We start from the raw sequence: 21679 nt of genomic DNA on the forward strand, positions 1-21679 counted from the left end.
GATCAGGTGTTCGGTTCCGCGCCGGCAGGTACAGAAGGCTGGCAGGTACCAGGTACGAAAGGCTGGCAGGCGCGAAAGAATGAGGGATGCGCGGCGGCGGTTAGGTGGCGCGGCGGCGCGAACGGTCAATACGGGTCAGCAGTTCGATGAGTGCACCGCGTGCCGCCTGCTCCTCGTGCCAGAGGGAGCGGACGAGGGTGCGGCTGACCGCCTGGGTGGTGATGCCGAGTGCGGTTGCGGCGGCCTTCTGCTGGCCGCGCACACCGGGTACAAGCAGGTTTACTACGCGCCATTCGGCGTCGGTGCGGTCGGCGCATACGCGGTAGAGCAGGCGCGCGGAGCCTGCGGCGAGGTCGGCGAGGTGGCGGTTATCGGCGCTGACGCTGATGCAGCGTACGGGTGCGCCTCCCTGTGCTTCTTCGACGGCGAGGCGTGAGAATTCGAGGGCGTCGCCGGTGCAGTCGGTGGTGCTGACGGCGCCGAGTGCGCCTGCGAATCGGGGGATGTTGAGCTCGCCGATTCCGATGCCGACCCAGAAGCCGTTATCGCGCGCGGCAATGAGCGCCGCGTGCAGTGCGTCGCTGGCGCGGTCGAAGGCGCCCTGAATTTCGTCAGGGTACGTCTGGGCGAAGGCAACACGCGGGTTGAGCTTTGCGAGTTCGTCCGACAGTGCAGTGAGTGAGTGCTGTGCGGAACGTTGAATAAAGGTTAGAACGAACACCTTCCTATTATGCCGTAAAACCTTCAACAAGCGGCGTAAGGTTCGCCGTAATACCGGCAACATTTAAACCCCTAAAAATACGCATTGATAAGGGGAATTATCGTGAGCGTGCACTGTGTGCAGAAATCCTCGAAAGGACGTAGAACACCCCCGAAAGGAAAATAATTTTCATGCAAGTGCACGTTGAATTATTCGCTTTCGGGGGCGTTGAGTGGAGTTGATAGACGGGGCTACCGCGGAACTACTGTGCGTTCGTTACCTGCGAGATATGCGGCAGCTGACGCAGCGGCTTCTGGAATACCATCACCACCAGCGACAGGAAAATGAACACCGCGTAGAACAGTGCCGTGTACGTAATACCCCAATCAACAATGAGGAAACCAGCCAGCAGAACAGCCAGCGGGGTCAGCGCCATGTTCGGGATGCCCTGCACCGAGTGCACGCGACCGATCATGTGCTCCGGGGTGGATGCGTTAATGTACGCAATGATGCTCGAATTGAAGGAGGGGAGCACAATACCCGCCAGCACAATCAGCAGGCAGACCGCCCACAGCATCGAATGAACCACCGGCAGCAGCAGGTAGCACGCCGACATGATGGCAAGTGAGGTAATACCGAGCGGGCCGAGCGCAAATTTCTCGGTCAGCGGGCCGACCAGGAACGAGCCGAGTAGCACGCCCACGCCGAAGGCGCTCGCAAAGATGCCGATGAAGAGCGGGTGTGCGCCCTCCAGGGTGTAGTAGTAGATGAAGGTGAGCGGAATACCGACCGTTCCAAAGTTCGCAAGCGTTGAAACGAACGCGATGGACACCAGCACCTTGTTCTTCAGGATGTACTCGAAACCGGCTTTTGAGTCCTGCCAGAAGCTGGTTTTCTCTCCTTCTTCCTCTTCTGCGGGCTGCCGACTAGCACCGTAGCTCTTGGGTGCGACGATGAATGCCAACAGGTTAACGACCGCATGAACGGCGGTCATGAGCACGGTCGAGAAACCGATAATAATGCCCGCGACCGGGCCGCCCAGCAGGTTGGCGGTGGACTCGCGCGTCTCACCCATGCCGGAGGCGTACCCCAGGTGTTCCTTGGGGACCACGCGGGTGATGATGGACTGTTCACTCGGGTAGTCGAAGGTAGAAATAATGGCGGCGAGAGAAATCGTGATCACCAAAACGTAAATATTGGTGACGTTGAAAACGAGGTAGAGAAGAATCGCCACCCAGGACAGTGACTGGCCAATACAGGACAGCGCCAGGCACTTTGAGGGGCCGATTCTATCAACCCACGTTCCGGATATTGCCCCGGCGCAGGTGGCAAGAACACCCGCAACGAAGAGGGTGATGCTCGCGGCCTCGGGGGAGCCGGTCAGCGCCAAAATAATGATGGGCGTGGTGATATAGCTCATCGAGTCTGAGAGCTGGTTGGCTCCAATGGCGAAAAGAGTATTTCGAAAATCTCTATTCTTGAGTAGCTCGGTGTTGACACTCATGGGGGACCTCCACGATGGGGTTTATGGTGTCGCGCGGTGTGCAATCCGTCGTGCGTAGTTTGTCGTGCGCAATTGTATGAGTGAATCTTGACAGTCGGCTGTGCCCGCCTGTTTCTGCTTGTGCTCGCCGGTCATGATGGGGTGGTTGAGGATGCACGGAGCGGCTCATCGGGAGCCACCCCCCCCGCACAAATAGTGTGTCGCGCGATACTTTAGATTCTATGAGAGATGTGAATCATATGCATGAAGTCACGTCGAAAAACTTTCCCCATTTTGAGTATTGACATTAGGGTTAGGGTGACTATAATTCAGTCTTGGTGCTTCCTCCCGGTTAAGCCCTGACTGAACCCGGCTGAGCCCGAATCAGGGCACGCCAAAGACACCCGCTACCAGGCTCCGCCAGACCCCGCAACGCAGCGAGCGGGGGAGTGTAGAAGAGCGCAAAATAAGGGCTACACTAGGCGCTACTCCACCAGACCCGCGAAACCCGACAGAGCCAGCACCTCCTCAACATCCTGCGGCACCGAGCGTGCCACCCACGGCGAATGCACCAACACCGCCCGCCACTGGCCACGCGACACCGCCACATTCAAACGATTCGGCGAGAGCACAAACCCCGCACCGCGCCCGGAATCAACCCGCGACGATGCCAACGACACCAACACCACCGCAGCCTCCTGACCCTGGAACTTATCCACCGTGCCCACACGCACGCCAGCACCCGAAGAATCCGCCAAACCAGCTGCAATCAGCGCCTCACGCACACAATCAACCTGCGCGTTATACGCCGCCACCACAATGCAATCCTCAGCCGCCAGCGGGCGCGGCTCAGCACCAGCCGCCGGAACCCACTCACTGCCCAACAACTCACGCACGCAATCCACCACCGCCTGCGCCTCCTGCACAGAACGCACCGAACAGCCCGAATGCTCCACCGGATACGACACCACACCCGGCTCAACACCCCGCATGGTGCGACCAGCCGTCGCCGCAGCGCTCGCCAACGCGTCATCATAAGACAGCCACGAAACCCGCTCGCACAACGCCGAATCCATACGCCACGACTCACCCAAGAAATAGCCAAAACGAGGATCCAGCGCCGCCGCCCCGTCAGATAACCAGCCCAGTGCCGAAACATCCACCGGGTACGGGTGCACACCCGTCGACACCTGCGGCAACTGCTGCGGATCGCCCAGCAACAGCACCGAACGCGCCGCACGAGCCGCCGCCACCGTATTCGTCAACGAGAACTGGCCCGCCTCGTCAACCACCAGCACATCCAGCGACCCGGCGGGCACGCGACGCTCACTCACGTAATCCCACACCGTGCCGCCAAAGAGCAGACCGCCCTCACCGGAAATCAGCTCGCCCAGCGCGGAATCAGACACCTCAGACCACGGGGCGTCCGGAGTCACCGACTTGCCGCGCAGACGCACCGCACGCGAAACATCAAAACCATCACGGGCGCAGCACGCCAGCATGAGATTCTCAATCACCGCATGCGACTGAGCGACCACGCCCACCTTCGCACCCTCCGCCACCAGACGCGCAATCACATGCGAAGCGAGGAAAGTCTTACCCGCACCGGGAGGGCCCTGAACCGCCACATAGGAGTGGTCGAGAGCGCGAACCGCCGCGTGTACGGCATCCACCGCGGGCAGGTCAGAGCCGGGAAAATCAACCTCACGGGGTAGATTTTCTGCATTTTTAGCGTTTGCGGCGCTCTTTTTGAGGCGCGGGGTGCGGCGGAACAGCAGGTCCGCGGAGGCGCTCTCCACACCCGTCAGCGAAGCCGCCGCATCGAGTACGCTCGGCAGGGCGCGGGACGAGGCGGGAGCACAGGAAGCGTCATCGGATACGGGGAGGTCAGGCATGAGGGCACCGTTGAAAAGCAGCCCGTGCACATCGGACTGCAGAGCCGCCTCAATCGTCGCCGTAGATACCGGATCGCCAGGACCAATACCCGAAGGCAGGGCGCGGTGCGGATCATCCTTCACGCGGATGCGCTCCTGCAGAAGCACCTCCAGGAACTCGCTGGTCGACTCTTCGGCAACCTCTTCGGGGGCTTCGGAGTCCGCAGAATTCTCGGATCCGGCACCGAAACCGCCCTGCGCCACCGCCAGCACACGCATGCCAAAGAAGCCCGTCGCCGCCAGCTCGGCGGGCACACGCTCACCCGGATTCGACGCACGGAAATAATTCAGCTGCGACTCCATACGGTCCAGCGCAATCTGCGGGCTCAACCTAGCCTCATACGCACAAAAAACCGCATGATCCGACGGCGCAATCACCAGGCTCGGGTCAGCCTCAATTCGCGCACGCAACAGACGCACCTGCGCGCCGCGCACACGATACCAGCCGGGGGCGTCCGGCACCTCGGCGGGCTCCTTCATGGCGGCGGCAAGCGCCTCCAGGTCGGCGGGGGCGTTCAGAAGAGCATGCGCATGCTCCGCCGAGAGCACCTGCACCCGGCCAAGGTGCGCGTAATCGCGACTCGCCACCCACGCCGTCGGGCCGTCCTCCAGGCGGCGAATATGCTCACGCCAGAACGGGGCACGCTCGCGGCGGTGATAGTTCGTCATGGACAGCAGCATCGCCGCCTCCAGCTCGCCGGCACCCCAGCCGTGCTCCGCCGCGTGCTCCTCCAGGGAGGCGAGCTGGGCATCCAGCAGGCACTGCAGGCGGTACTGTTCGCTGTCGTTCTCCACGGCGGCGGGCACCCGGTACATGACCGGATGCTCCTCAGTTTCCGTATTCTCGGCGGTATCTTCGGCAGTGTCTTCGGTGACGAGTTCCGGGGCTTCGGTCTCAAGGGCAAGGGAAGCCGCCGCGTTCAGGCACGCCGGGCACTCGTCGCAGGTCAGAAAATGCGGGATGCGCTCGGCAAGTTCCGCCGGTTCCGCGCCCTCGCTCAGCGCCTGGGTGAGCAACACGAGGCGCTGCTCCTGCAGGCGAATCAGCGGCAGAATACGCACCGAATCAACCCGGTGAGGTTGACTAGTCGGGGAGTGGTGCTCGGTGGGCTCCGATTCAGACTCTGCGCCGTACTCCTCCGCGCCGTGCTCCAGGTGAAGGTCAAGGCGCGCGGCATTCTCGGTGTTCTCTGTGCTCTCGGTGGCGCCGCCGGTTAGCAGGTGCGCCGCCAGGGCACCGCGCAATAGCGCCCGATGCGCCGCCTCACCCAGGTGCAGGGTGCAGATGATTCGCGCGGTATCGCCCTCGGCGGTGCTGTTCTCGGGTGCGCCGTTCATGACTGCGTACTCTAGGCGGTCGAGTTCCACCGTGTAGGTCAGTCCCGCCGCGGAGGTCGCCACCAGGGCCACCGGGCGCGCCTTACTACCTGCCCGCTCACCGGTGATCACCCCACCCTCGGTTAGCACTCGCAGGCACTCGCGGTACGCCTCACGGGCGCGCTCAGTCGGGCGCACAGTCTGCTTCTGTGCACGTTCCTGAAGCTCTACGTAGAGCCGCAGCTCGCAGGCGGAGGTTGCGGTCAGATCAGCGAGGGTGAAGGTAAGGTCCATGGTGACTTTTCTGCTGGAGGAGAGAGAAACAGGGCGGGTGTGAAACCTCGCCGTAGGGAGTGGGTACGAGCCCCGGTTGAGAGGTGTGAGCGCCCCGCGCCACCCCTCGTCCCGAGAGGTTGATTTTCAGGTTTCACGTGAAACACTACAGAAAATCAACCTACACGGGATGATTTAGAGGGCTTTCGGGGCTATTCGGGCACACATGCTAGGAGGCTGCACCCGCCGCAGTAGTAGAAACTGCCGCCTCCGAAGCAGGTGCCGAAGTCCCCGCAGAAGCACTCGGCGCGCTCGAACGGTTCGCGATTGCCGCCGCGGCAGCATCCACGCGTTCCTTCGCGGCGGGCAGCGCATCCGAGCCGCCCAGGTCGTTCAGAATAATTGCGAAAATCAGGCGGGTGCCGTCGGGTCGGGTCGCCACACCGCACAGGGAAGACACCGTGTAGAGAGTGCCGGTCTTCGCCTGCACGAAAGTGCGCGCGTGCACGGCGTTCGCCGCACCAAAACGGTCGGTCAGGGTGCCGCTAACACCCGCCACGGGGAAGGTCTGCATGAGCTGTTCGGCGTGCTCGTCGGCGTTCATGAGCGCCACAACCTGCACGAGGGTTCGGGCGGTCACGCGGTCGGTCAGGGACATGCCGCATACGTCCGCCTGCACCAGGTTTTCAATGTTCACGCCGGCATCCACGAGCGCCTGGCGTACGGTCTGCTGTGCCGCTTCGCCGCTGCCTTCCTTACCGGCGGCAATGGCGGCGCAACGGCCGAGCACCTCAGCCAGCGCGTTATCGGATTCGAGCATCATGTGCTGCGCCTGCTCAAGCAGGGTTGCCGATTCGACCGCGGCAATTTCAACTGCTTCCGCGGGGGCGGTGCGGCGCTCCGCGAGGGTGAAGCTCAGACCGGATTCCTTGCCAGCGGTGTTGAGCGCATCCACGAACGCCTGCTGGGCGGCAACCGCCGCATCATCCGGGCGTACCGGGTTGCTTGCGGTCGACTTGCCCGGCACCGTGTGCGATTCGAGGGCAATTGGGTGAATGGGCGTGATCTGGCCGGACGCCACGTCGGCGTCTTCCCAGCCGGGGTTCACGCCGGGGCCGGTGAAGAAGGTGCCGTCCAGGTACACGGGCAGCGCGGCGGTCGGCTTTTCACCCTCGTTCAGCGCCTTAACGGTCTGTTCGGCGAGGGTGGTTAGGCCTGCGCGTCCCACAATCTGCTTCGGGTTGGAGGCGCCCGCACCGAGCAGGGTGTCGCCGCCCGCCATGAGGTACAGTCCGGCGGCGTCGCGGGTTACGCGGGTGCGCAGGCGCGCCTGCAGGTTCGCGTAGCGGTTGAGTGCGAACAGGGTCAGGATTTTGAACGTGGAGGCGGGCACGCGCGCGGTGTCGGCGTTGGCGGCGTACAGGTCGGCGGGTGCGGTGGTTGCCTTGATCCTGGGTAGGTTGCCGTCCATGCCGGTGACGAGCAGGCTGTACTGCGGGTAGGTGCCGTCTGCGAAGAGCGCGGTGAGGGCGTTGCGTAGCTGCTCCTGTTCGGCCTCGGGCAGCGCGGGTGCGAGGGTCGGGGTGGCGCTCGGGGTTGCGGAGGCGGTCGCCTCGGCGGTGCCGGACGCGCTGCCGCTGGGGCTTGCGGAACCTTCGGGGCGTTTCTGTTCGGTTGCGGCGGATCCGCAGGCGGTGAGGAGGAGCATGCCGCCGAGGGTGAGGGCGGCGCGGCGGGTGAGGGTGGTGGTCTGGGTGTTGTGCTTGTTGGAAGGCATCTTTTGAGCATAGCGGGCGGATGGGGTGCCTATCGAATTTACGCGCCGATGCTGGAACGTTCCTCCCGCGCTCCTCCCGCCCTTCACGAACCCCTATCTGCCCTGCCTGGCACACCGGCGGGTCGCGCTGGCGGGCGCGGGACTAGGCGGAACGTTAACAGTGGTGTGAGCGTGGTAAATTACGCTGGTTTTGGCGCCGAATACGCGGTTTCGGTGTGCGTGAACGGGTTACAATGGGTGAGTTCAACACCTAACTTTCGCACCTTGCGCGCCGAAGTCGCCGCGAAAGTGACTCTAACTCACGAGAAAGAAGGTTCCGATGGAACTCGACGTCACTATTGAAATTCCCCGCGGCTCCCGCGTGAAGTACGAAGTGGACCACGAGACCGGCCGCCTGCGCCTGGACCGCGTGCTGTTCACCTCCATGCAGTACCCCACCGCTTACGGCTACTTCGAGAACACCCTGGGTGAGGACGGCGACCCGCTGGACGCAATGCTGATTCTGGACGTTGACGTTGTTCCCGGCGTGCTGGTTGAGGCTCGCCCGGTCGCAGTGTTCAACATGACCGATGAGGCTGGCGGCGACGCTAAGGTTCTGTGCGTTCCCACCGACAAGCGTTACGACCACATCAAGTCCCTGGCTGATGTTCCGGAGCAGCTGAAGGCTGAGATTCAGCACTTCTTCGAGCGTTACAAGGACCTGGAGCCCGGCAAGTGGGTTAAGGGCGAGGGCTGGGAAGACCTGGCTGCTGCTGAGAAGATGGTCCAGGAGGCTATCGACCGTTTCGCAGCTGAGGGTCACTAAGCTGCCGCACCGTTAGGTGCACTCGGTTTTTGGAGGGGGCGTGTTCCCCGTGTCTGGTTCGTGCGATTTTTCGTGCGTGCTGGAGGCGGTGGGCACGCCCCCTTTTGTTGTGCTCGGAGTTGTTGCCCAGGGCTTTGTCGAGGTCGATTTCAACAAGTACTTTGCGCGGTGGGGCTTGTAATATTTCTGAAAGTTCAGATTTTTAAAGATATTTCTAAAGTTCTAGTTACATAAATATTCAAGTTTAAAGTGAGATTTTAATAAACTTCAGGTTTACATTGATATATATTTTTTCACGAGAATGAAATATTTGCTTGTGAATGCTCGAAACAGTGAATTTTCAGAGTAGGGTTGAAGGAGTGTGGTGTAAGAGCGTCGACGAAGCGTAAACGCCACACACTATTGTCATCACTCAACTCAATTTAAAGGACTATCATGTCTGAACTGTCACGCCGGCATGTGTGCCGGCTTTCATCATTTGCCCTGGTAAGTTTCTTCGTAGCACCTCAGAGTACGGCATGGGGTATTCAGGGCTCTGTTGGGTCTCCCCAGCAAATAGATGGATGCACTGTTGCCCCGCTTCGTGAAGCATGGTTGCCGACTAATGGTGCAGATAATGTCATTCTGTGGTTTCAGCTTCTTCCCTTTTCGGGCCCCTATGCTGGGGTGCATGCGCTTCCTTCGATAGAACTGATGGGGAATCAAGAAGAGTCAGCCTTATATGAGGTAATTCGCCCCCATATTCGCCGTGATACAGGGCAGTGGCTGTCTAAAATTCCTTCGGGTCAGCAGATTGTGGTTGAGCTTGAACAGCTGAGTGGATCGCAAGAATACATGGTGCAGATGAGCCGTTGGCAGCCGGGTTCTATGGGATTGACAAGCCATTCTCCTGAGGGGTACCCGGCTGCGCCATCGCTGACAGTGCGTGAGGACTCGGGTCTGAAGGTGGTTCGTGCGCGTGGTGCCTCAATGGAGAGCACTGAGTATTTTTGTGGTGTCTACCACGGGGAGATGAAGGGAAACGCATCCCTTGGAGAAGATGGCGGTGCGTTTATTCAAGCTCAGCGCTGGGAATGGGGTCTTGAGGTTGATAAAGATATTTCTCAGCCGGAAGAGTTGTTTCAACGAGGGTGCTTTGGCGTGTATTTCCCGGGTCGTAGCGAATACGGCGGATCTACTGTGTCGGCTTCCTATCGGATTAGTGTTAGGACGCCGGGAGGCGTGTTGACATGTACCACAATAGCTGCCCCATAAAACAATTATGGGGGTAATCGCAGGGTTGTGGATTCGGGAAATCTTGCTCTGCAAACAGAGATGATTGATAGGGGGTTGGTGCAGATTTAATAGAATTAAACATCAAATCATCTTTATGTATAGATATTCAGGAAAAATTGGTGGGTTGGCATTCAAACTATTTGAATGCGTTTGAACTACATGGCTTAAGAAAGGAATACAATATGGTTGATTATAGTAAATCAAAGCATGTGAATGTTTTGGATTTTGGTGCAGACCCAACCGGTACGAAGGATTCCGCACCAGCGATTCAAAATGCCATTAACTCGGTGGCTGCTGTTCCCGGTGGTGGTTCTGTCGAGATTCCTTCGGGAATCTATCTTGTGAGTAATGATTTTATTAATCTCAGGGATAGGGTAGAGGTGTATGGTCATGGATTCTCAACACAAATTATTGGGTTTAATAAAAACCCGAAGATTTTAAGAGATGTTGATGGTGACGATATGGAGTGTCAGGGGGTATTTCATATGGGGTCATACAATACCTTTGTGGGTGATATGGGAACAAATATACCAATGCGTTTTGGGGTACGGGATATGTTTATTCGTGCCGCCAATCTTAATCTTTTGAATCCTAATATTCGTAAAGGATTTTTTGAGTATCAAATTGCTCAGGGTAAGCACGTTGCTGATAATTATATACCGGATAATATTGCGGGAATTATTGTTCATACAAGATATGATATTTTTAATGAACCTGAAGCTGCCCCTATTATTTCAAATATTGAAATCTGGGATACGGCAATCGGAATTGCCATCCTGGGTGAACATGATCGTGCTATGAAGGTTGATAAGGTCCGCATTCGTAAAACTCGCAGACAAGGGCTCTTGGTGGGAAAGCCGGTGGGTCATGTTCAGCGTAGAACAGAGAGTTTGAACTCTGGAGCTGCGGATAATAAGTTTGTGATGGTTGAGGTCTCTGATGCCAATCTTGGTGGCGGATATCATGGGGCAATTGAGGTGTATGGGGCTCAATGTAAATTTGTGGCATGTACCGCCTGGTTTGCTATTCGCAATAAGCCAAATTCCGACCTTTATCACGATAGAGATCAGTACCGTAGAAAGTCTGGTGCCGGGTGGGCGGTTTTTGGCGAACGAAATATGTTCATCGGATGTACCGCTCAGGAGAATGGCGGGCACGGATGGATTGTTGGATTCAAGGATAATCAATTTATGAACTGCTTGGGTGAGTCATCAAGCTATGAAGATAAACTCACTTTAAGGGGTGCAGCTCAGGCGGATCAGGCGGCTAATTGGTACATCAGCAGAAATGCTTCCGGAGCTCGTCTTGTTGCGCCGCGTTCTGCTAATCCTAAATCCGATAGGAAGGCGTCACGTTATGGATTTTATCTGGAGAATAAGCTGGATGATATTAGTATTGTGGCTGGTTCATCGCGTAATGCCCGTGATGGCAATAAATTGAATCCGGGCGGCGATCGGCACCTTTTCTTTAAGAGCGATCCCAGTGCCCCCTGGGGCGATTTCTATATTGATATTAATTTTGTGGTCAATAAGACTTCAAAAAGTCATGATATTGTCAAGAGTGACAAAAAAGACATAATAATTTAATCATTCTAAAATAATTGCGCGGAGAGTGAATTCTGAGTATCTTCAAAGGGATTCACTCTTCTTCTACTCTCACACCTTTCACCGAGGATAGAAAATGAAGAAAAACCTTTCGACCCGCGGCGCGGCGGCACTGTTGGCACTGGCTATGGGGTACATGGGTCAGGGCGTAGCCCAGGCGGCATACATTCAGCCGAAATCTGCACAGCCTATTGAAGAGCTGGAATTTGATGTTAATTGTTTTGACATGCACTTCTATTACGGCAAGAACACTATGGGCAGTTTGGATTGGGCGGAGTGTACCGGCCTGATTACGAAGAAGCAGGTTGTTGGGCTGGCCCGAACCCGTGAAGATAAGTTGCCGAACGGAGTCATGACCATTTCGCGTGGCCGCTTGCTGGAGTACCTGTACCATCTGGCGGGTTCACCCGAGGTGAAGAACCTGCCGGAGAAGTCCCCGTACACCGACCTGACTCCGGGCGATGCGCGCTATAAGGTTGCTATTTGGGCGACCCGTGTAGGTTTGACCACCGGTTGGTCTGATGGTTCCTTCCACTACGACACTCCGGCGAGCCGTGGTGCCTACTTTACTTTCCTTTATCGTGCTGCGGGTAGCCCCAAGGTGACTCTGGAATCTCTGGATGCGGCGAATGCTGTGCGTGCGGAGAAGGGTGCTACTCCCATTAAGGAAGGGAGCGAGTTGCATCGAGCAATGAGTTGGGTTTATCAGCATGCTTTAAGGAGGCCCGATGATAACCTTGATAGTGTCTGGTTGAGTGTTAGCTACACCGAGTACAATACCTGGGAAATCAATAAAATACCGGATTTCTATTACGCTTCGTACCCTACTATTTTCACCCCTCTCGCGATTCTTGATTACCACGAGGAGTTGGCACCCATTGTCGCTCGTCTGCAGTCGCTGTCCTAGCGGTAGGTGAGCGGGAGGGCTTTGCCGGGGGCGTGTTCCCCGTGTCTGGTTCGTGCGATTTTTCGTGCGTGCTGGAGGCGGTGGGCACGCCCCCTTTTTTTGTTGTGCTCCTTGGCTGTGTTTGGGGTGTTGGAAGGGCATGTGTAACCGAACTATTCTTCGGAAAACAGCCTCAGAGAGCTTCTTGGGGTGCTAATATGGGCATATTACGAATAATAGTTCGTATAAATTGAGACTCTGTAGCGGTGAGGAGGAAACCCCCATGGCATTCGACGCAACAGGGTTTGCGCAAGAATTTGGTGCGCAGGTTCGTGCCGTCCGCAAGTACGAAAAAATCACCCAAATGGAGTTGGCGTGGATGGTTGGGCTCAGCGATAAAACGATTCGCGATATTGAGCGTGGGCTACCCGGCCCGTCAATTGGTGCGGTCCTCAAGGTCGCCCAAGAGCTTGGCATTGAGCTGGCCATTACTAACCCCCTCACCTAACCCCTCCCGCACACTGCGATAGAAAACAGAACCTGGAGAAAAGCCATGACAGATGAACTGATGGCAGATGTCTATAAAGATGGTGTTCTCGCCGCATATTTGAGGCGAGATGCCAACGGGCTGATTCATTTCACCTACCGGGCAGATTATGAAGGCCCGGCAATTGCCACGAGCCTGCCTTTAGACGCGGAATATACCGCAGAATCAATTCCCCCTTTCTTCCAGAATCTTTTGCCTGAAGGCTATAGGCTCGACGTTGTCAGTTCCGAGAAAAAAATCAGCAAAAATAACACCCTGGGCTTATTGCTGGTGATTGGTTCTGACGTTCCAGGCGATGTGCAAATTATTGAGCACGGGCGGGAACTGTACACCGCCCCTGCCGCATTGGTGAATAACCCTGAGGTTGTTTCCTTTGCAGAACTGATGGGTACGGTTGACCGCCGAGGACTGCCTGGCGTTCAAGAAAAGCTGAGCGCCGTCATGAAAACTCTGCCCGTGCATTGGACGGGCGCTGGCTACGATGCGCTTCTGAAAATCAGCCCGCAACGCATGCCTGGGCTCGTGGAAAACGAAGCTGCCCACCTTACGGCGGCCGCGCTCATGGGGATTCCTGTAGCTCAGCATGAGCTTGTCTATGATCGAGATGGCGTGTCAGGTTTGATGGTCTCTCGTTTTGACCGAACACCCTCCGGGGGGCGCATCGCCATGGAGGATGGTGCACAGATTTTGGGTGTTCCTTCGGGTGAGAAATACACGGAAGATAACCCTGCTGTGACAACAGAAAGTGTCATTCAAGCAATGGTGAAAATCGCTGCTTCCCCGGCTATTGCCCGCAGGAATCTTTACATGCATTTTCTCTACGCTTGGCTGACTGGCAACGGTGACCTACACGCAAAAAATATCTCGCTCCTCAAGGGACGCCGTGGATGGGAAGTAGCTCCTATCTACGACATCCCCTGTTCGCTCGTGCACATTAAATCTCTATCCATGGCGCTTAGCGTCAACGGAAAAGATAATTCGAATCCCGGTAACGGTTCGCCGCCCGAAGATTGGAAGATTACTGTTGACGATTGGCTTGCTCTCGCAGAGACTATCGGTCTTCCGCCTAAGGTGCAGAAAGACGCTCTAACGCGTGCTCTCAAAGCGGCTCGAGCAGTTCGCTGGCCCACAGACCGAGCCGCCCCGGGATATGTTTTCAACTCGAATGCCTCACCGTTTAAGGCCATGCAGAAAGAGTTGGAACGCCGCCAGGACGAGTTTGAAGAGTACCTTCATCCGCGCTCCTAAGGCTCCTGACTTCTTGAGCCTTCGTTATTTCTAAATTTTCCTCGTGAAGTATCTATCTACATAGACACTTCGCAATTTCTATAAAGGAACCATCATGCAGAATGGACGCGCAGGACGCCTGCACCCCGCCGTCGGCACTGCCCGCCGCCACCTCGCCGCCGCCCTCGAAAAGCTCCTCGGCGCCGGAAGCATCAAAGCCACCGGACGCTCCCGCACCGCCTCCACCGCGGACGCCGCCGACCTGCCCCTGCTCCTGGTCGCCTGCAGTGGCGGCCCCGACTCCCTCGCGCTGGCGGCCATCGCCGCGCACTTCGCCCGCCGCGGCGATGTACGCGTAGGCGCCATCATCGTCGACCACGGCCTACAAGAAGACTCCGCCGCGGTCGCCGCGCAGACCGCGCAGACCCTCACCGACCTGGGGCTTCACCCCGTCATCACCGAAAAAGTGCAGGTTCCCGTCGGGAACATGGGCCCCGAAATGGCGGCGCGCACCGCCCGCTACACCGCCTTCACGAAAGCCGTTGAGGCGACCGGCGCCCGCGCCGTACTGCTCGGCCACACCCTCGACGACCAGGCAGAAACCGTGCTACTCGGCCTAAGCCGTGGCTCCGGCACACGCTCCCTTGCCGGTATGCCGCCCGTGCGCGTCGAAGGGGGCGTCACCTACCTGCGTCCCTTCCTCGGTCTGCGCCGCACCGACATACTCGACATCTGCGATGCCGAAACCCTCACCCCCTGGACCGACCCGACCAACACCGACGAAACCCTCATGCGTGCCCGCATCCGCCACAGCGTGCTGCCCTACCTGGAGGAGCACCTCGGCGGGGACGTCGCCCGCTCCCTGGCGCGCACCGCCTCCGTAGCTGGCCCCGACGCCGAATACCTCGACGAGCAGGCGCAGGCTGCCTACGAGCAGGCGCTCCTGCCCGCCGGAACCGCCGTGCGCGGCATCGAACGTGAGGACGCCGTGCTACTGGACCGTGCGCAGGTGGCGGCGCTGCACCCGGCGCTTCGATTGCGTGTGCTTGCGACCGCCTGTAAGACCGCCGGGGGAGAGAACCCCGGCTTCGAGCGACTGCAGGCGCTGGACTCTTTCACCGCCGGATACGCGGTAGCTGGGCCCGTTCAGATGCCCGGTCACGTGAGCGCGTACCGTCGCCGCAAAATTGTGCATCCGGCAACCGGTGAACGCCTGGACGTGCTCGTATTAGTGCCAACTCGACCCTAACTAGGTGCCCAGCTAGATGCCCGCGGAGCATCCTCAGCACACACTATCTGCATGGTGAGGTGCGCCGCGGCGCCGTTTTAAGCCATACTTAAGGCGAACACCATCCACATTGTCCGCTGTGGGAAGGCATGAAACCCCCGCACCCGGGGCCCCCGGCGGAGGCGCAGAGCGTCTAAAAGAATACGAAGGAATACATCGTGCAGGCTATCGACGTGCAGGACGATATCAAGAACGTTCTCTTCAGCAAGGAAGAGATTAATGCGAAGGTCGCCGAACTGGCGGCGCGCATCGACGAGGACTACGCCGGTAAGGACGTGCTGTTGGTGGGTGTTCTCAAGGGCGCCATCATGATTATGGCTGACCTTTCCCGCGCTCTCAAGGGCCACTACACCATGGACTGGATGGCTGTTTCCTCGTACGGTTCCGGCACCAAGTCCTCCGGCGTTGTGCGTATCCTCAAGGACCTGGACACCGACCTGGTGGGCCGCAACGTCCTAATCGTTGAAGACATCATTGACTCCGGCCTGACCCTCGCATGGCTGCAGCAGAACCTGATTTCTCGCGGCGCAGCTTCCGTTGAGATTTGCACCCTGCTGCGCAAGCCCAAGGTCGTCAAGGCTGACGTTGAGGTCAAGTACGTCGGCTGGGACATCGAGCCCGAGTTCGTTGTTGGTTACGGCCTGGACTTCGCTGAGAAGTACCGCAACCTGGACTGCGTCGCAACCCTGCACCCGCACGTTTACTCCTAAGCCTTCACCTCAGCAACCCTGCTGTAGGTGGTTACGCCCCGCCTCCTCACGCTTGTGGGGGAGCGGGGCGTTGCTGTACCCGCCGGTGGATGTACGTGGAGGCGGATGTATCCGCCGCGGAAGATGCACTTTCACCCCCGCCGAGTGCTACAACCCTTTAGCCCGCAGGTGAAATAGAGAAGCCCGGTACCTAGCCGCCCGCCGGGGTAGGGTACATTTAAGGTTGCATCGTTGGGTGTTCCGGCTGGCATGCCGCAACCCCCGACGGGTTACAGCCGCAACGTAAGGACAAAGCATTGGCGCAAACCCCCAATACTCCGCAGAAAGGCTCGGAGGGCTTCCTGAAGAAGCTGATTAACGGCCCCTGGTTCTGGCCGGGTGCAGCTCTCGTAATCATGCTGGCTTTCCTCATGGCCTCCTTCTTCACTCAGCCCTCGCGTCAGGTGGACACCAACGTGGGTCTTCAGCTGCTCAACGACCACCAGGTCAAGAGCGCAAAGATCTACGACGGCGACCAGCGCGTCGAGCTGCAGCTTAAGGACGACTACAAGAAGGGCAACGACAACTACGGTAAGTCGGTGCGCTTCTACTACGTGCAGCCCCGCGGCGACGAAGTTGCTAAGGCAATGGAATCCGCCGAGCTGGAAAGCTACACGGACCAGCCGGTTGAGCACAGCTTCCTGGGCTCCCTGGTGTCCCTGCTCCTGCCGATTCTGATCTTTGGTGCGCTCTTCTGGTTCCTGATGGGACGAGTCGGAGGCGGCTCCTCCGTCATGAGCTTCTCCAAGTCCCGTGCGAAGAAATTCACCAAGGACAAGCCAGAAGTCCGCTTCAGCGACGTCGCCGGTGTGGACGAGGCGCTCGCCGAGCTGGAAGAAGTCCGCGAGTTCCTGGCTGAACCCGAAAAGTTCACCCGCCTGGGTGCCAAGATCCCCAAGGGCGTTCTGCTGTACGGTCCTCCCGGCACCGGTAAGACCCTGCTCGCCAAGGCTGTGGCGGGCGAGGCTGGCGTGCCGTTCTACTCGATTTCTGGCTCTGACTTCGTTGAAATGTTCGTGGGTGTGGGTGCGTCCCGCGTGCGCGACCTGTTCAAGGAAGCGAAGAGCGACCCCGCCGCCATCGTCTTCGTCGACGAGATTGACGCTGTTGGCCGCCGCCGCGGCGTCGGCATGGGCGGCGGTAATGACGAGCGTGAGCAGACCCTGAACCAGCTGCTGGTTGAGATGGACGGCTTCGACGGCAACTCGAACGTCATCGTCATTGCTGCAACGAACCGACCCGACGTTCTGGACCCGGCGCTGCTGCGTCCCGGCCGTTTTGACCGTCAGATTGGTGTGGACGCCCCCGACATGCAGGGCCGCGAACACATCCTGCGCGTTCACGCCGCAGGCAAGCCAATCGCTAACACCGTTGACCTGGCTCAGGTTGCTAAGCGCACCCCCGGCTTCACCGGTGCTGACCTGGCGAACGTCATGAACGAGGCGGCTCTGCTGACCGCCCGCGATAACGGCAACGTGATTGACGACCGCGCTATCGACGAGGCAATCGACCGCGTCATGGCTGGTCCGCAGCGTTCCTCGCGCATCATGAACGAGCACGAGCGTAAGGTCACCGCATACCACGAGGGCGGTCACGCCCTGGTCGCGGCGGCACTGCGTAACTCCGCGCCGGTCACCAAGATTACGATTCTTCCGCGTGGTCGCGCCCTGGGTTACACCATGGTCATGCCGCAGGACGATAAGTACTCCACGACCCGCCATGAACTGCTTGACCAGATGGCGTACGCGATGGGTGGCCGTGCGGCTGAGGAAATCGTCTTCCACGACCCGTCCACCGGTGCGTCTAACGACATTCAGAAGGCAACCGACACCGCCCGCAAGATGGTTACCGACTACGGCATGAGCGCTGTGATTGGTTCCGTCAAGCTTGGCGGCGAAGACACCGAACCGTTCCTCGGTGGCGGCGGCGCTTCGGCACGCAACTACTCCGACGCGACCGCGGCAAAGGTTGACGCTGAGATCCGCGCCCTGCTGGAGCAGGCACACGATGAGGCGTTCCAGATTCTGCTGGAAAACCGCGATATTCTGGACCGCCTGGCGTTCGCCCTGCTCGAGAAGGAAACCCTGCTCGAAAACGAGATTGCCGAAATCTTCAAGGATGTTCGCAAGCGCCCCGAGCGTGAGCACTGGTACTCCAAGCCGACCCGCGAGCGTACCGACATCCCGCCGGTAAAGGCACCGAGCGAGCTGGCTCAGGAGGCGCAGAAGGCTGAGGAAGCACCTGCCGAGGCGCCGGCAGCTCCTGCTACGGCACCTACTGTTCCGGTAGCACCGGCTGCACCCGCGCAGCAGGTTCCGATAGCACCTACGCAGCCGTTGCCGCCTCAGGCGCCCCTCACCGACCCGGACGCCGACCCGACCGTCGCAATGCCCACCCAGCAGTACCCGAACTACCCCGCCCCTCCGGCGCAGCGCCCGGAGAACAGCACCCCGAACCAGAATGGAGCAGAGAATGAGCGAGGTTAAGAACGCCGTCGACCAGCCGCGTATTGAGGCTGCCGTCCGTGAGATTCTGCTCGCAATCGGTGAGGACCCGGACCGTGACGGTCTGCAGCAGACCCCGGCACGTGTGGCACGCGCCTACGCGGAGTTCTTCTCGGGCCTGCACCAGGATGCCGGCGAGATTCTGGGTACGACCTTCGACATCGCCCACTCTGAGATGGTGCTGGTGAAGGACATCCCGTTCTACTCGACCTGTGAGCACCACCTGGTGCCGTTCCACGGTGTGGCGCATGTGGGTTACATTCCGGGCCCGGACGGTAAGGTGACCGGTCTGAGCAAGCTCGCCCGCGTGGTGGATCTGTACGCTCGCCGCCCGCAGGTGCAGGAGCGTCTGACTACGCAGGTGGTGGAGGCTCTGGAGGAGCACCTGAACCCGCGTGGCGCGATTGTGGTGATTGAGGCTGAGCACATGTGCATGTCGATGCGCGGTGTGCGTAAGCCGGGCGCGAAGACCGTGACCAGCGCGGTGCGCGGTGCGCTGATGAACGGCGCAACCCGTGCGGAGGCGATGAGCCTGATCTTCTCGCAGCGCTAAGCATCGGAATGAGCATATAGCTATGCGACAGGGGGCAGGATTCTAAGGAATCCTGCCCCCTGCGCTGTGCCCCTGCGCTGTGTAGCGCATTTGTTGGGTAGTATGACGAGTGCCCTTGCGTAAAGGGCATTAGTGATTGTAAAGTTGTTACTACTAGAACCGGCACCACTGCCTGATGAATGATTGAGAATTCTGAAGGAGTACAGGACCGGTCTTCTTTTTATCTTCAGTAGATTCGGGTCTTGTTACGGTGCGGGAAGTTAAAGATTTTAAAAGCTACGGTGAGCAACTAGCCATACTCGAAGGGCGAGGGATGGCGATAGAAAATCGTGAAGAAGCGATTGAATCCCTCGCCAAGGTTAATTACTACCGTCTTAGCGGATATTGGCATGCCCTACGCCAGACTGAGCGTGATGCCTCTGGAGAGACTACCCCGGTTGACCAGTTTAGAGAAGGGGTACGTTTTGACGACGTTGTAGCTCTTTATGAGTACGACCGGCGTTTGCGTTCTATTGCACTTCCGCATTTATCCCAGCTTGAAGTGTACCTACGAGCTAGGCTGGGGTATTTACTGGGAGAGATTGACCCGCTAATTCACGAGAAGGAAAATCTACTAGATGTAGCTCCTGCAAGGAGAGAAATCTGGAATAAGTTTGTTCGGATTTGTGGTGACTCTCTTCAGCGTTCTAAGGAAGATTTCGCTGTACATCACATAGAACAATACGATGGTAAAGTCCCTGTTTGGGTGCTGGTAGAGGTTCTAGATTTGGGAGCCTTACAGACTCTATATATGATTTCTCCGCGACGAGTTCGCCGTCAGATAGCGCAGGATATGAACTGTACCGATCCGCAGCTTGGAAGCTGGATACGTTCGTTGAGAGGGATTCGGAATATCTGCGCACATCAGGCACGACTGTATAACAGGGTGCATTCCAAAGTTCTTCTACCGAGGGCAACATCCGGTAGAAGAGTTGAGAGCCCTGAAATCCGTGAGGTTATTGACCTATTCGGGGTTCCTCAACGTGAAGAGAACCATAAAATGCGTAAGACTTTCGGAATGCTCACTCTCCTCAAATATCTGATGGATCAGGGTGGAATTGGGGATACGGAATCTCTGACGCAGATTCTGAAGGAACGTCCTAATATTTCCGTTCCTGGAGTTGATGTACCGCGGGCTATGGGCATACCCCAAGGTTGGGAAGAAACCCGTTTGTGGAGCTAAAATCTCACAGATTATAGACACGCTGAAAGGGGCGGAGGTGAAAACCTCCGCCCCTTTTAGCATCGCCAAAGTGCTCCGAGAGTGTGTTCTGAGCCGGATCCCTTCTGCGGCTGTGGCGGCGCCGATAACGCCGTACCGCAGAAGCTAGAAGAGCCCCACCACTAACGCTGCAGGCGGCCCTTCGCCTCACTCGGATCATCCCAACCCAGGGCAAGCGTCACGATCAAGCCCACGGCAATAAAGCCGCAACCGGTTGCGGTGCCGAAAGCAATCCAGCGGACCGCGGGGGCGCCTTCAGCAAGCACAATGGTCACAAGCGCAGCAAGAGCCACCAGGGACAGAATCCAAGCGCCGGTCTTCATATTCACGATGAGTCACTTCCTAGAGTATGTATGTGTATGAGGTGCCCAACCCACACCGCTGTGACGCAGGCAGAGCATACCCTCCCAGGATACCCCTAAATCGGTATGCCATATGCAAATATGGCGCGCTGTGTCATCCGGCAGATTCGGTACGATTAAAACCATGACCGAATCCACCCGTGTAGCCCCCCTGCCCTGCGACGCGCTCGCCGCCGAACGCACCCTCGTCATGGGCATCCTCAACGTCACCCCCGACTCCTTCAGCGACGGCGGCCAGCACTATGCCGCCACCGACGCCATCGCCCGCGCCGCCCGCATGATCGCCGAGGGCGCCTCCATTATCGACATTGGCGGTGAGTCCACCGGCCCCGGTGCCGTGCGCATCAGCGTGGAGGAGGAGCAGCGCCGCATCCTGCCCGTCATCGAGGCAGTCGCCCAGATGGGCACCACCATCAGCGTGGACACCATGAACCCGAAGACCGCCCGCGCCGCCATCGCCGCCGGTGCGCACATCATCAACGATGTGTCCGGTCTGAACGTGAGCGATGAAATGATTGAAACCGCCGCCGAACTGCAGGTGCCGTACATTCTCATGCACGCCCGCGGCACCTCCCAGACCATGGACAGCCTGGCGGAGTACCCGCGCGGCGTGGTCACCGAGGTTGTGGAGGAGCTGACCGGCCTACGCGAGCGCCTGCTGGCCGCCGGCGTACTGCCGCAGAACCTGATTCTTGACCCCGGCCTGGGCTTCGCCAAGGGTGGCGTGCAGGATTGGGAGCTGCTCGCCGCCATTGATGAGCTACAGGGCCTGGGGCACCGCCTGCTCATTGCCGGCTCCCGCAAGCGTTTTATTGCCAACGCCCTGACCGCGGCGGATATGGCGCTGGGTGAGCGCCTGAACGCGAGCGGCTTCACCGCAACCGAGGCGGGCGAGGCAGAACGCGAGCTGTGGCAGTCGCTGTCAGAACCGCGCCCGGCTCAGCACCGTGCGGCAGCTTCGGCGGCGGTGACCGCCCTGGTGGCGGCGCGCGGCGTGTGGGCGGTGCGCGTGCACGACGTACCCGCCAGCGTGGATGCGGTGACGGTCGCCTCCGCGCTGCGTTCTGTCAGTTAAGGTTCTGTCAGCTAGAACCACCAACCCCGCCCGCAACCGCCAACTACCCGAATACTTTC

The 21679-nt window shown here is 58.7% G+C and carries 17 protein-coding genes; 12 read left to right on the forward strand and 5 right to left on the reverse strand.

What is annotated here, in order from left to right:
- Nucleotides 1–100: 100 nt before the first annotated feature.
- From RWL87_RS07195 to dacB, 4 genes are all read right to left on the reverse strand, one after another.
- Nucleotides 101–721, reverse strand: a complete 621-nt coding sequence (locus RWL87_RS07195) for a hypothetical protein (RefSeq protein WP_005507641.1) — start codon at nucleotides 719–721, stop codon at nucleotides 101–103.
- A 241-nt stretch (nucleotides 722–962) separates the two neighbouring features.
- Complete coding sequence (locus RWL87_RS07200) at nucleotides 963–2204, reverse strand: MFS transporter (protein WP_294616361.1); 1242 nt, start codon at nucleotides 2202–2204, stop codon at nucleotides 963–965.
- A gap of 464 nt (nucleotides 2205–2668) precedes the next feature.
- Nucleotides 2669–5728: an AAA domain-containing protein gene (locus RWL87_RS07205; protein ID WP_313969396.1), complete on the reverse strand. Its 3060-nt coding sequence runs from the start codon at nucleotides 5726–5728 to the stop codon at nucleotides 2669–2671.
- Between the two features lie 208 nt (nucleotides 5729–5936).
- Nucleotides 5937–7484 (reverse strand): D-alanyl-D-alanine carboxypeptidase/D-alanyl-D-alanine-endopeptidase, encoded by a 1548-nt coding sequence (gene dacB / locus RWL87_RS07210; protein ID WP_313969397.1) that lies wholly within the window; start codon nucleotides 7482–7484, stop codon nucleotides 5937–5939.
- A 319-nt stretch (nucleotides 7485–7803) separates the two neighbouring features.
- Here dacB and ppa point away from each other — a divergent pair, with 319 nt between their 5' ends.
- From ppa to RWL87_RS07265, 11 genes are all read left to right on the forward strand, one after another.
- Nucleotides 7804–8289: an inorganic diphosphatase gene (gene ppa / locus RWL87_RS07215; RefSeq protein ID WP_049344276.1), complete on the forward strand. Its 486-nt coding sequence runs from the start codon at nucleotides 7804–7806 to the stop codon at nucleotides 8287–8289.
- A gap of 435 nt (nucleotides 8290–8724) precedes the next feature.
- Nucleotides 8725–9543 carry a hypothetical protein gene (locus RWL87_RS07220; protein ID WP_313969398.1) on the forward strand — a complete coding sequence of 273 codons (819 nt, stop codon included), beginning with the start codon at nucleotides 8725–8727 and terminating at the stop codon, nucleotides 9541–9543.
- Nucleotides 9544–9746: 203 nt separating this feature from the next.
- Nucleotides 9747–11150 (forward strand): glycosyl hydrolase family 28-related protein, encoded by a 1404-nt coding sequence (locus RWL87_RS07225; RefSeq protein WP_313969399.1) that lies wholly within the window; start codon nucleotides 9747–9749, stop codon nucleotides 11148–11150.
- A 94-nt stretch (nucleotides 11151–11244) separates the two neighbouring features.
- Nucleotides 11245–12075: an S-layer homology domain-containing protein gene (locus RWL87_RS07230; protein WP_313969400.1), complete on the forward strand. Its 831-nt coding sequence runs from the start codon at nucleotides 11245–11247 to the stop codon at nucleotides 12073–12075.
- A 262-nt stretch (nucleotides 12076–12337) separates the two neighbouring features.
- Nucleotides 12338–12562 carry a helix-turn-helix domain-containing protein gene (locus RWL87_RS07235; RefSeq protein ID WP_005504337.1) on the forward strand — a complete coding sequence of 75 codons (225 nt, stop codon included), beginning with the start codon at nucleotides 12338–12340 and terminating at the stop codon, nucleotides 12560–12562.
- A 45-nt stretch (nucleotides 12563–12607) separates the two neighbouring features.
- Nucleotides 12608–13849: a HipA domain-containing protein gene (locus RWL87_RS07240; RefSeq protein WP_313969401.1), complete on the forward strand. Its 1242-nt coding sequence runs from the start codon at nucleotides 12608–12610 to the stop codon at nucleotides 13847–13849.
- A gap of 94 nt (nucleotides 13850–13943) precedes the next feature.
- Nucleotides 13944–15077, forward strand: a complete 1134-nt coding sequence (tilS, locus tag RWL87_RS07245) for a tRNA lysidine(34) synthetase TilS (RefSeq protein WP_313969402.1) — start codon at nucleotides 13944–13946, stop codon at nucleotides 15075–15077.
- Nucleotides 15078–15274: 197 nt separating this feature from the next.
- Nucleotides 15275–15826, forward strand: a complete 552-nt coding sequence (gene hpt, locus RWL87_RS07250; protein ID WP_005504342.1) for a hypoxanthine phosphoribosyltransferase — start codon at nucleotides 15275–15277, stop codon at nucleotides 15824–15826.
- A gap of 296 nt (nucleotides 15827–16122) precedes the next feature.
- Entirely contained in the window at nucleotides 16123–18351 is a 2229-nt protein-coding gene (ftsH, locus tag RWL87_RS07255; RefSeq protein ID WP_313969403.1) for an ATP-dependent zinc metalloprotease FtsH, read from the forward strand.
- Entirely contained in the window at nucleotides 18338–18922 is a 585-nt protein-coding gene (gene folE, locus RWL87_RS07260) for a GTP cyclohydrolase I FolE (protein ID WP_049340467.1), read from the forward strand. Before ftsH ends, folE begins: the two co-directional genes overlap by 14 nt.
- Nucleotides 18923–19235: 313 nt before the next feature.
- Complete coding sequence (locus RWL87_RS07265) at nucleotides 19236–20144, forward strand: Abi family protein (RefSeq protein ID WP_313969404.1); 909 nt, start codon at nucleotides 19236–19238, stop codon at nucleotides 20142–20144.
- A 161-nt stretch (nucleotides 20145–20305) separates the two neighbouring features.
- On the opposite strand, the gene RWL87_RS07270 is transcribed toward RWL87_RS07265, so the two are convergent.
- Nucleotides 20306–20512: a hypothetical protein gene (locus tag RWL87_RS07270; protein WP_294627161.1), complete on the reverse strand. Its 207-nt coding sequence runs from the start codon at nucleotides 20510–20512 to the stop codon at nucleotides 20306–20308.
- 157 nt (nucleotides 20513–20669) lie between these two features.
- Between RWL87_RS07270 and folP the strand changes: the two genes are divergently transcribed.
- Nucleotides 20670–21620 carry a dihydropteroate synthase gene (gene folP, locus RWL87_RS07275; RefSeq protein ID WP_313969405.1) on the forward strand — a complete coding sequence of 317 codons (951 nt, stop codon included), beginning with the start codon at nucleotides 20670–20672 and terminating at the stop codon, nucleotides 21618–21620.
- Nucleotides 21621–21679 lie beyond the last annotated feature (59 nt).

Source organism: uncultured Rothia sp. (genome assembly GCF_963555405.1).
Classification (GTDB): domain Bacteria; phylum Actinomycetota; class Actinomycetes; order Actinomycetales; family Micrococcaceae; genus Rothia.

Bases quoted from the DNA above. Each gene is read 5' to 3' on its own strand.
- dacB (WP_313969397.1), bottom strand. From the start codon at position 7,484: ATGCCTTCCAACAAGCACAACACCCAGACCACCACCCTCACCCGCCGC.
- folP (WP_313969405.1), top strand. From the start codon at position 20,670: ATGACCGAATCCACCCGTGTAGCCCCCCTGCCCTGCGACGCGCTCGCC.
- ppa (WP_049344276.1), top strand. From the start codon at position 7,804: ATGGAACTCGACGTCACTATTGAAATTCCCCGCGGCTCCCGCGTGAAG.
- RWL87_RS07230 (WP_313969400.1), top strand. From the start codon at position 11,245: ATGAAGAAAAACCTTTCGACCCGCGGCGCGGCGGCACTGTTGGCACTG.
- RWL87_RS07240 (WP_313969401.1), top strand. From the start codon at position 12,608: ATGACAGATGAACTGATGGCAGATGTCTATAAAGATGGTGTTCTCGCC.
- RWL87_RS07205 (WP_313969396.1), bottom strand. From the start codon at position 5,728: ATGGACCTTACCTTCACCCTCGCTGATCTGACCGCAACCTCCGCCTGC.
- RWL87_RS07225 (WP_313969399.1), top strand. From the start codon at position 9,747: ATGGTTGATTATAGTAAATCAAAGCATGTGAATGTTTTGGATTTTGGT.
- RWL87_RS07265 (WP_313969404.1), top strand. From the start codon at position 19,236: ATGGCGATAGAAAATCGTGAAGAAGCGATTGAATCCCTCGCCAAGGTT.
- RWL87_RS07200 (WP_294616361.1), bottom strand. From the start codon at position 2,204: ATGAGTGTCAACACCGAGCTACTCAAGAATAGAGATTTTCGAAATACT.
- RWL87_RS07235 (WP_005504337.1), top strand. From the start codon at position 12,338: ATGGCATTCGACGCAACAGGGTTTGCGCAAGAATTTGGTGCGCAGGTT.
- tilS (WP_313969402.1), top strand. From the start codon at position 13,944: ATGCAGAATGGACGCGCAGGACGCCTGCACCCCGCCGTCGGCACTGCC.
- RWL87_RS07220 (WP_313969398.1), top strand. From the start codon at position 8,725: ATGTCTGAACTGTCACGCCGGCATGTGTGCCGGCTTTCATCATTTGCC.
- folE (WP_049340467.1), top strand. From the start codon at position 18,338: ATGAGCGAGGTTAAGAACGCCGTCGACCAGCCGCGTATTGAGGCTGCC.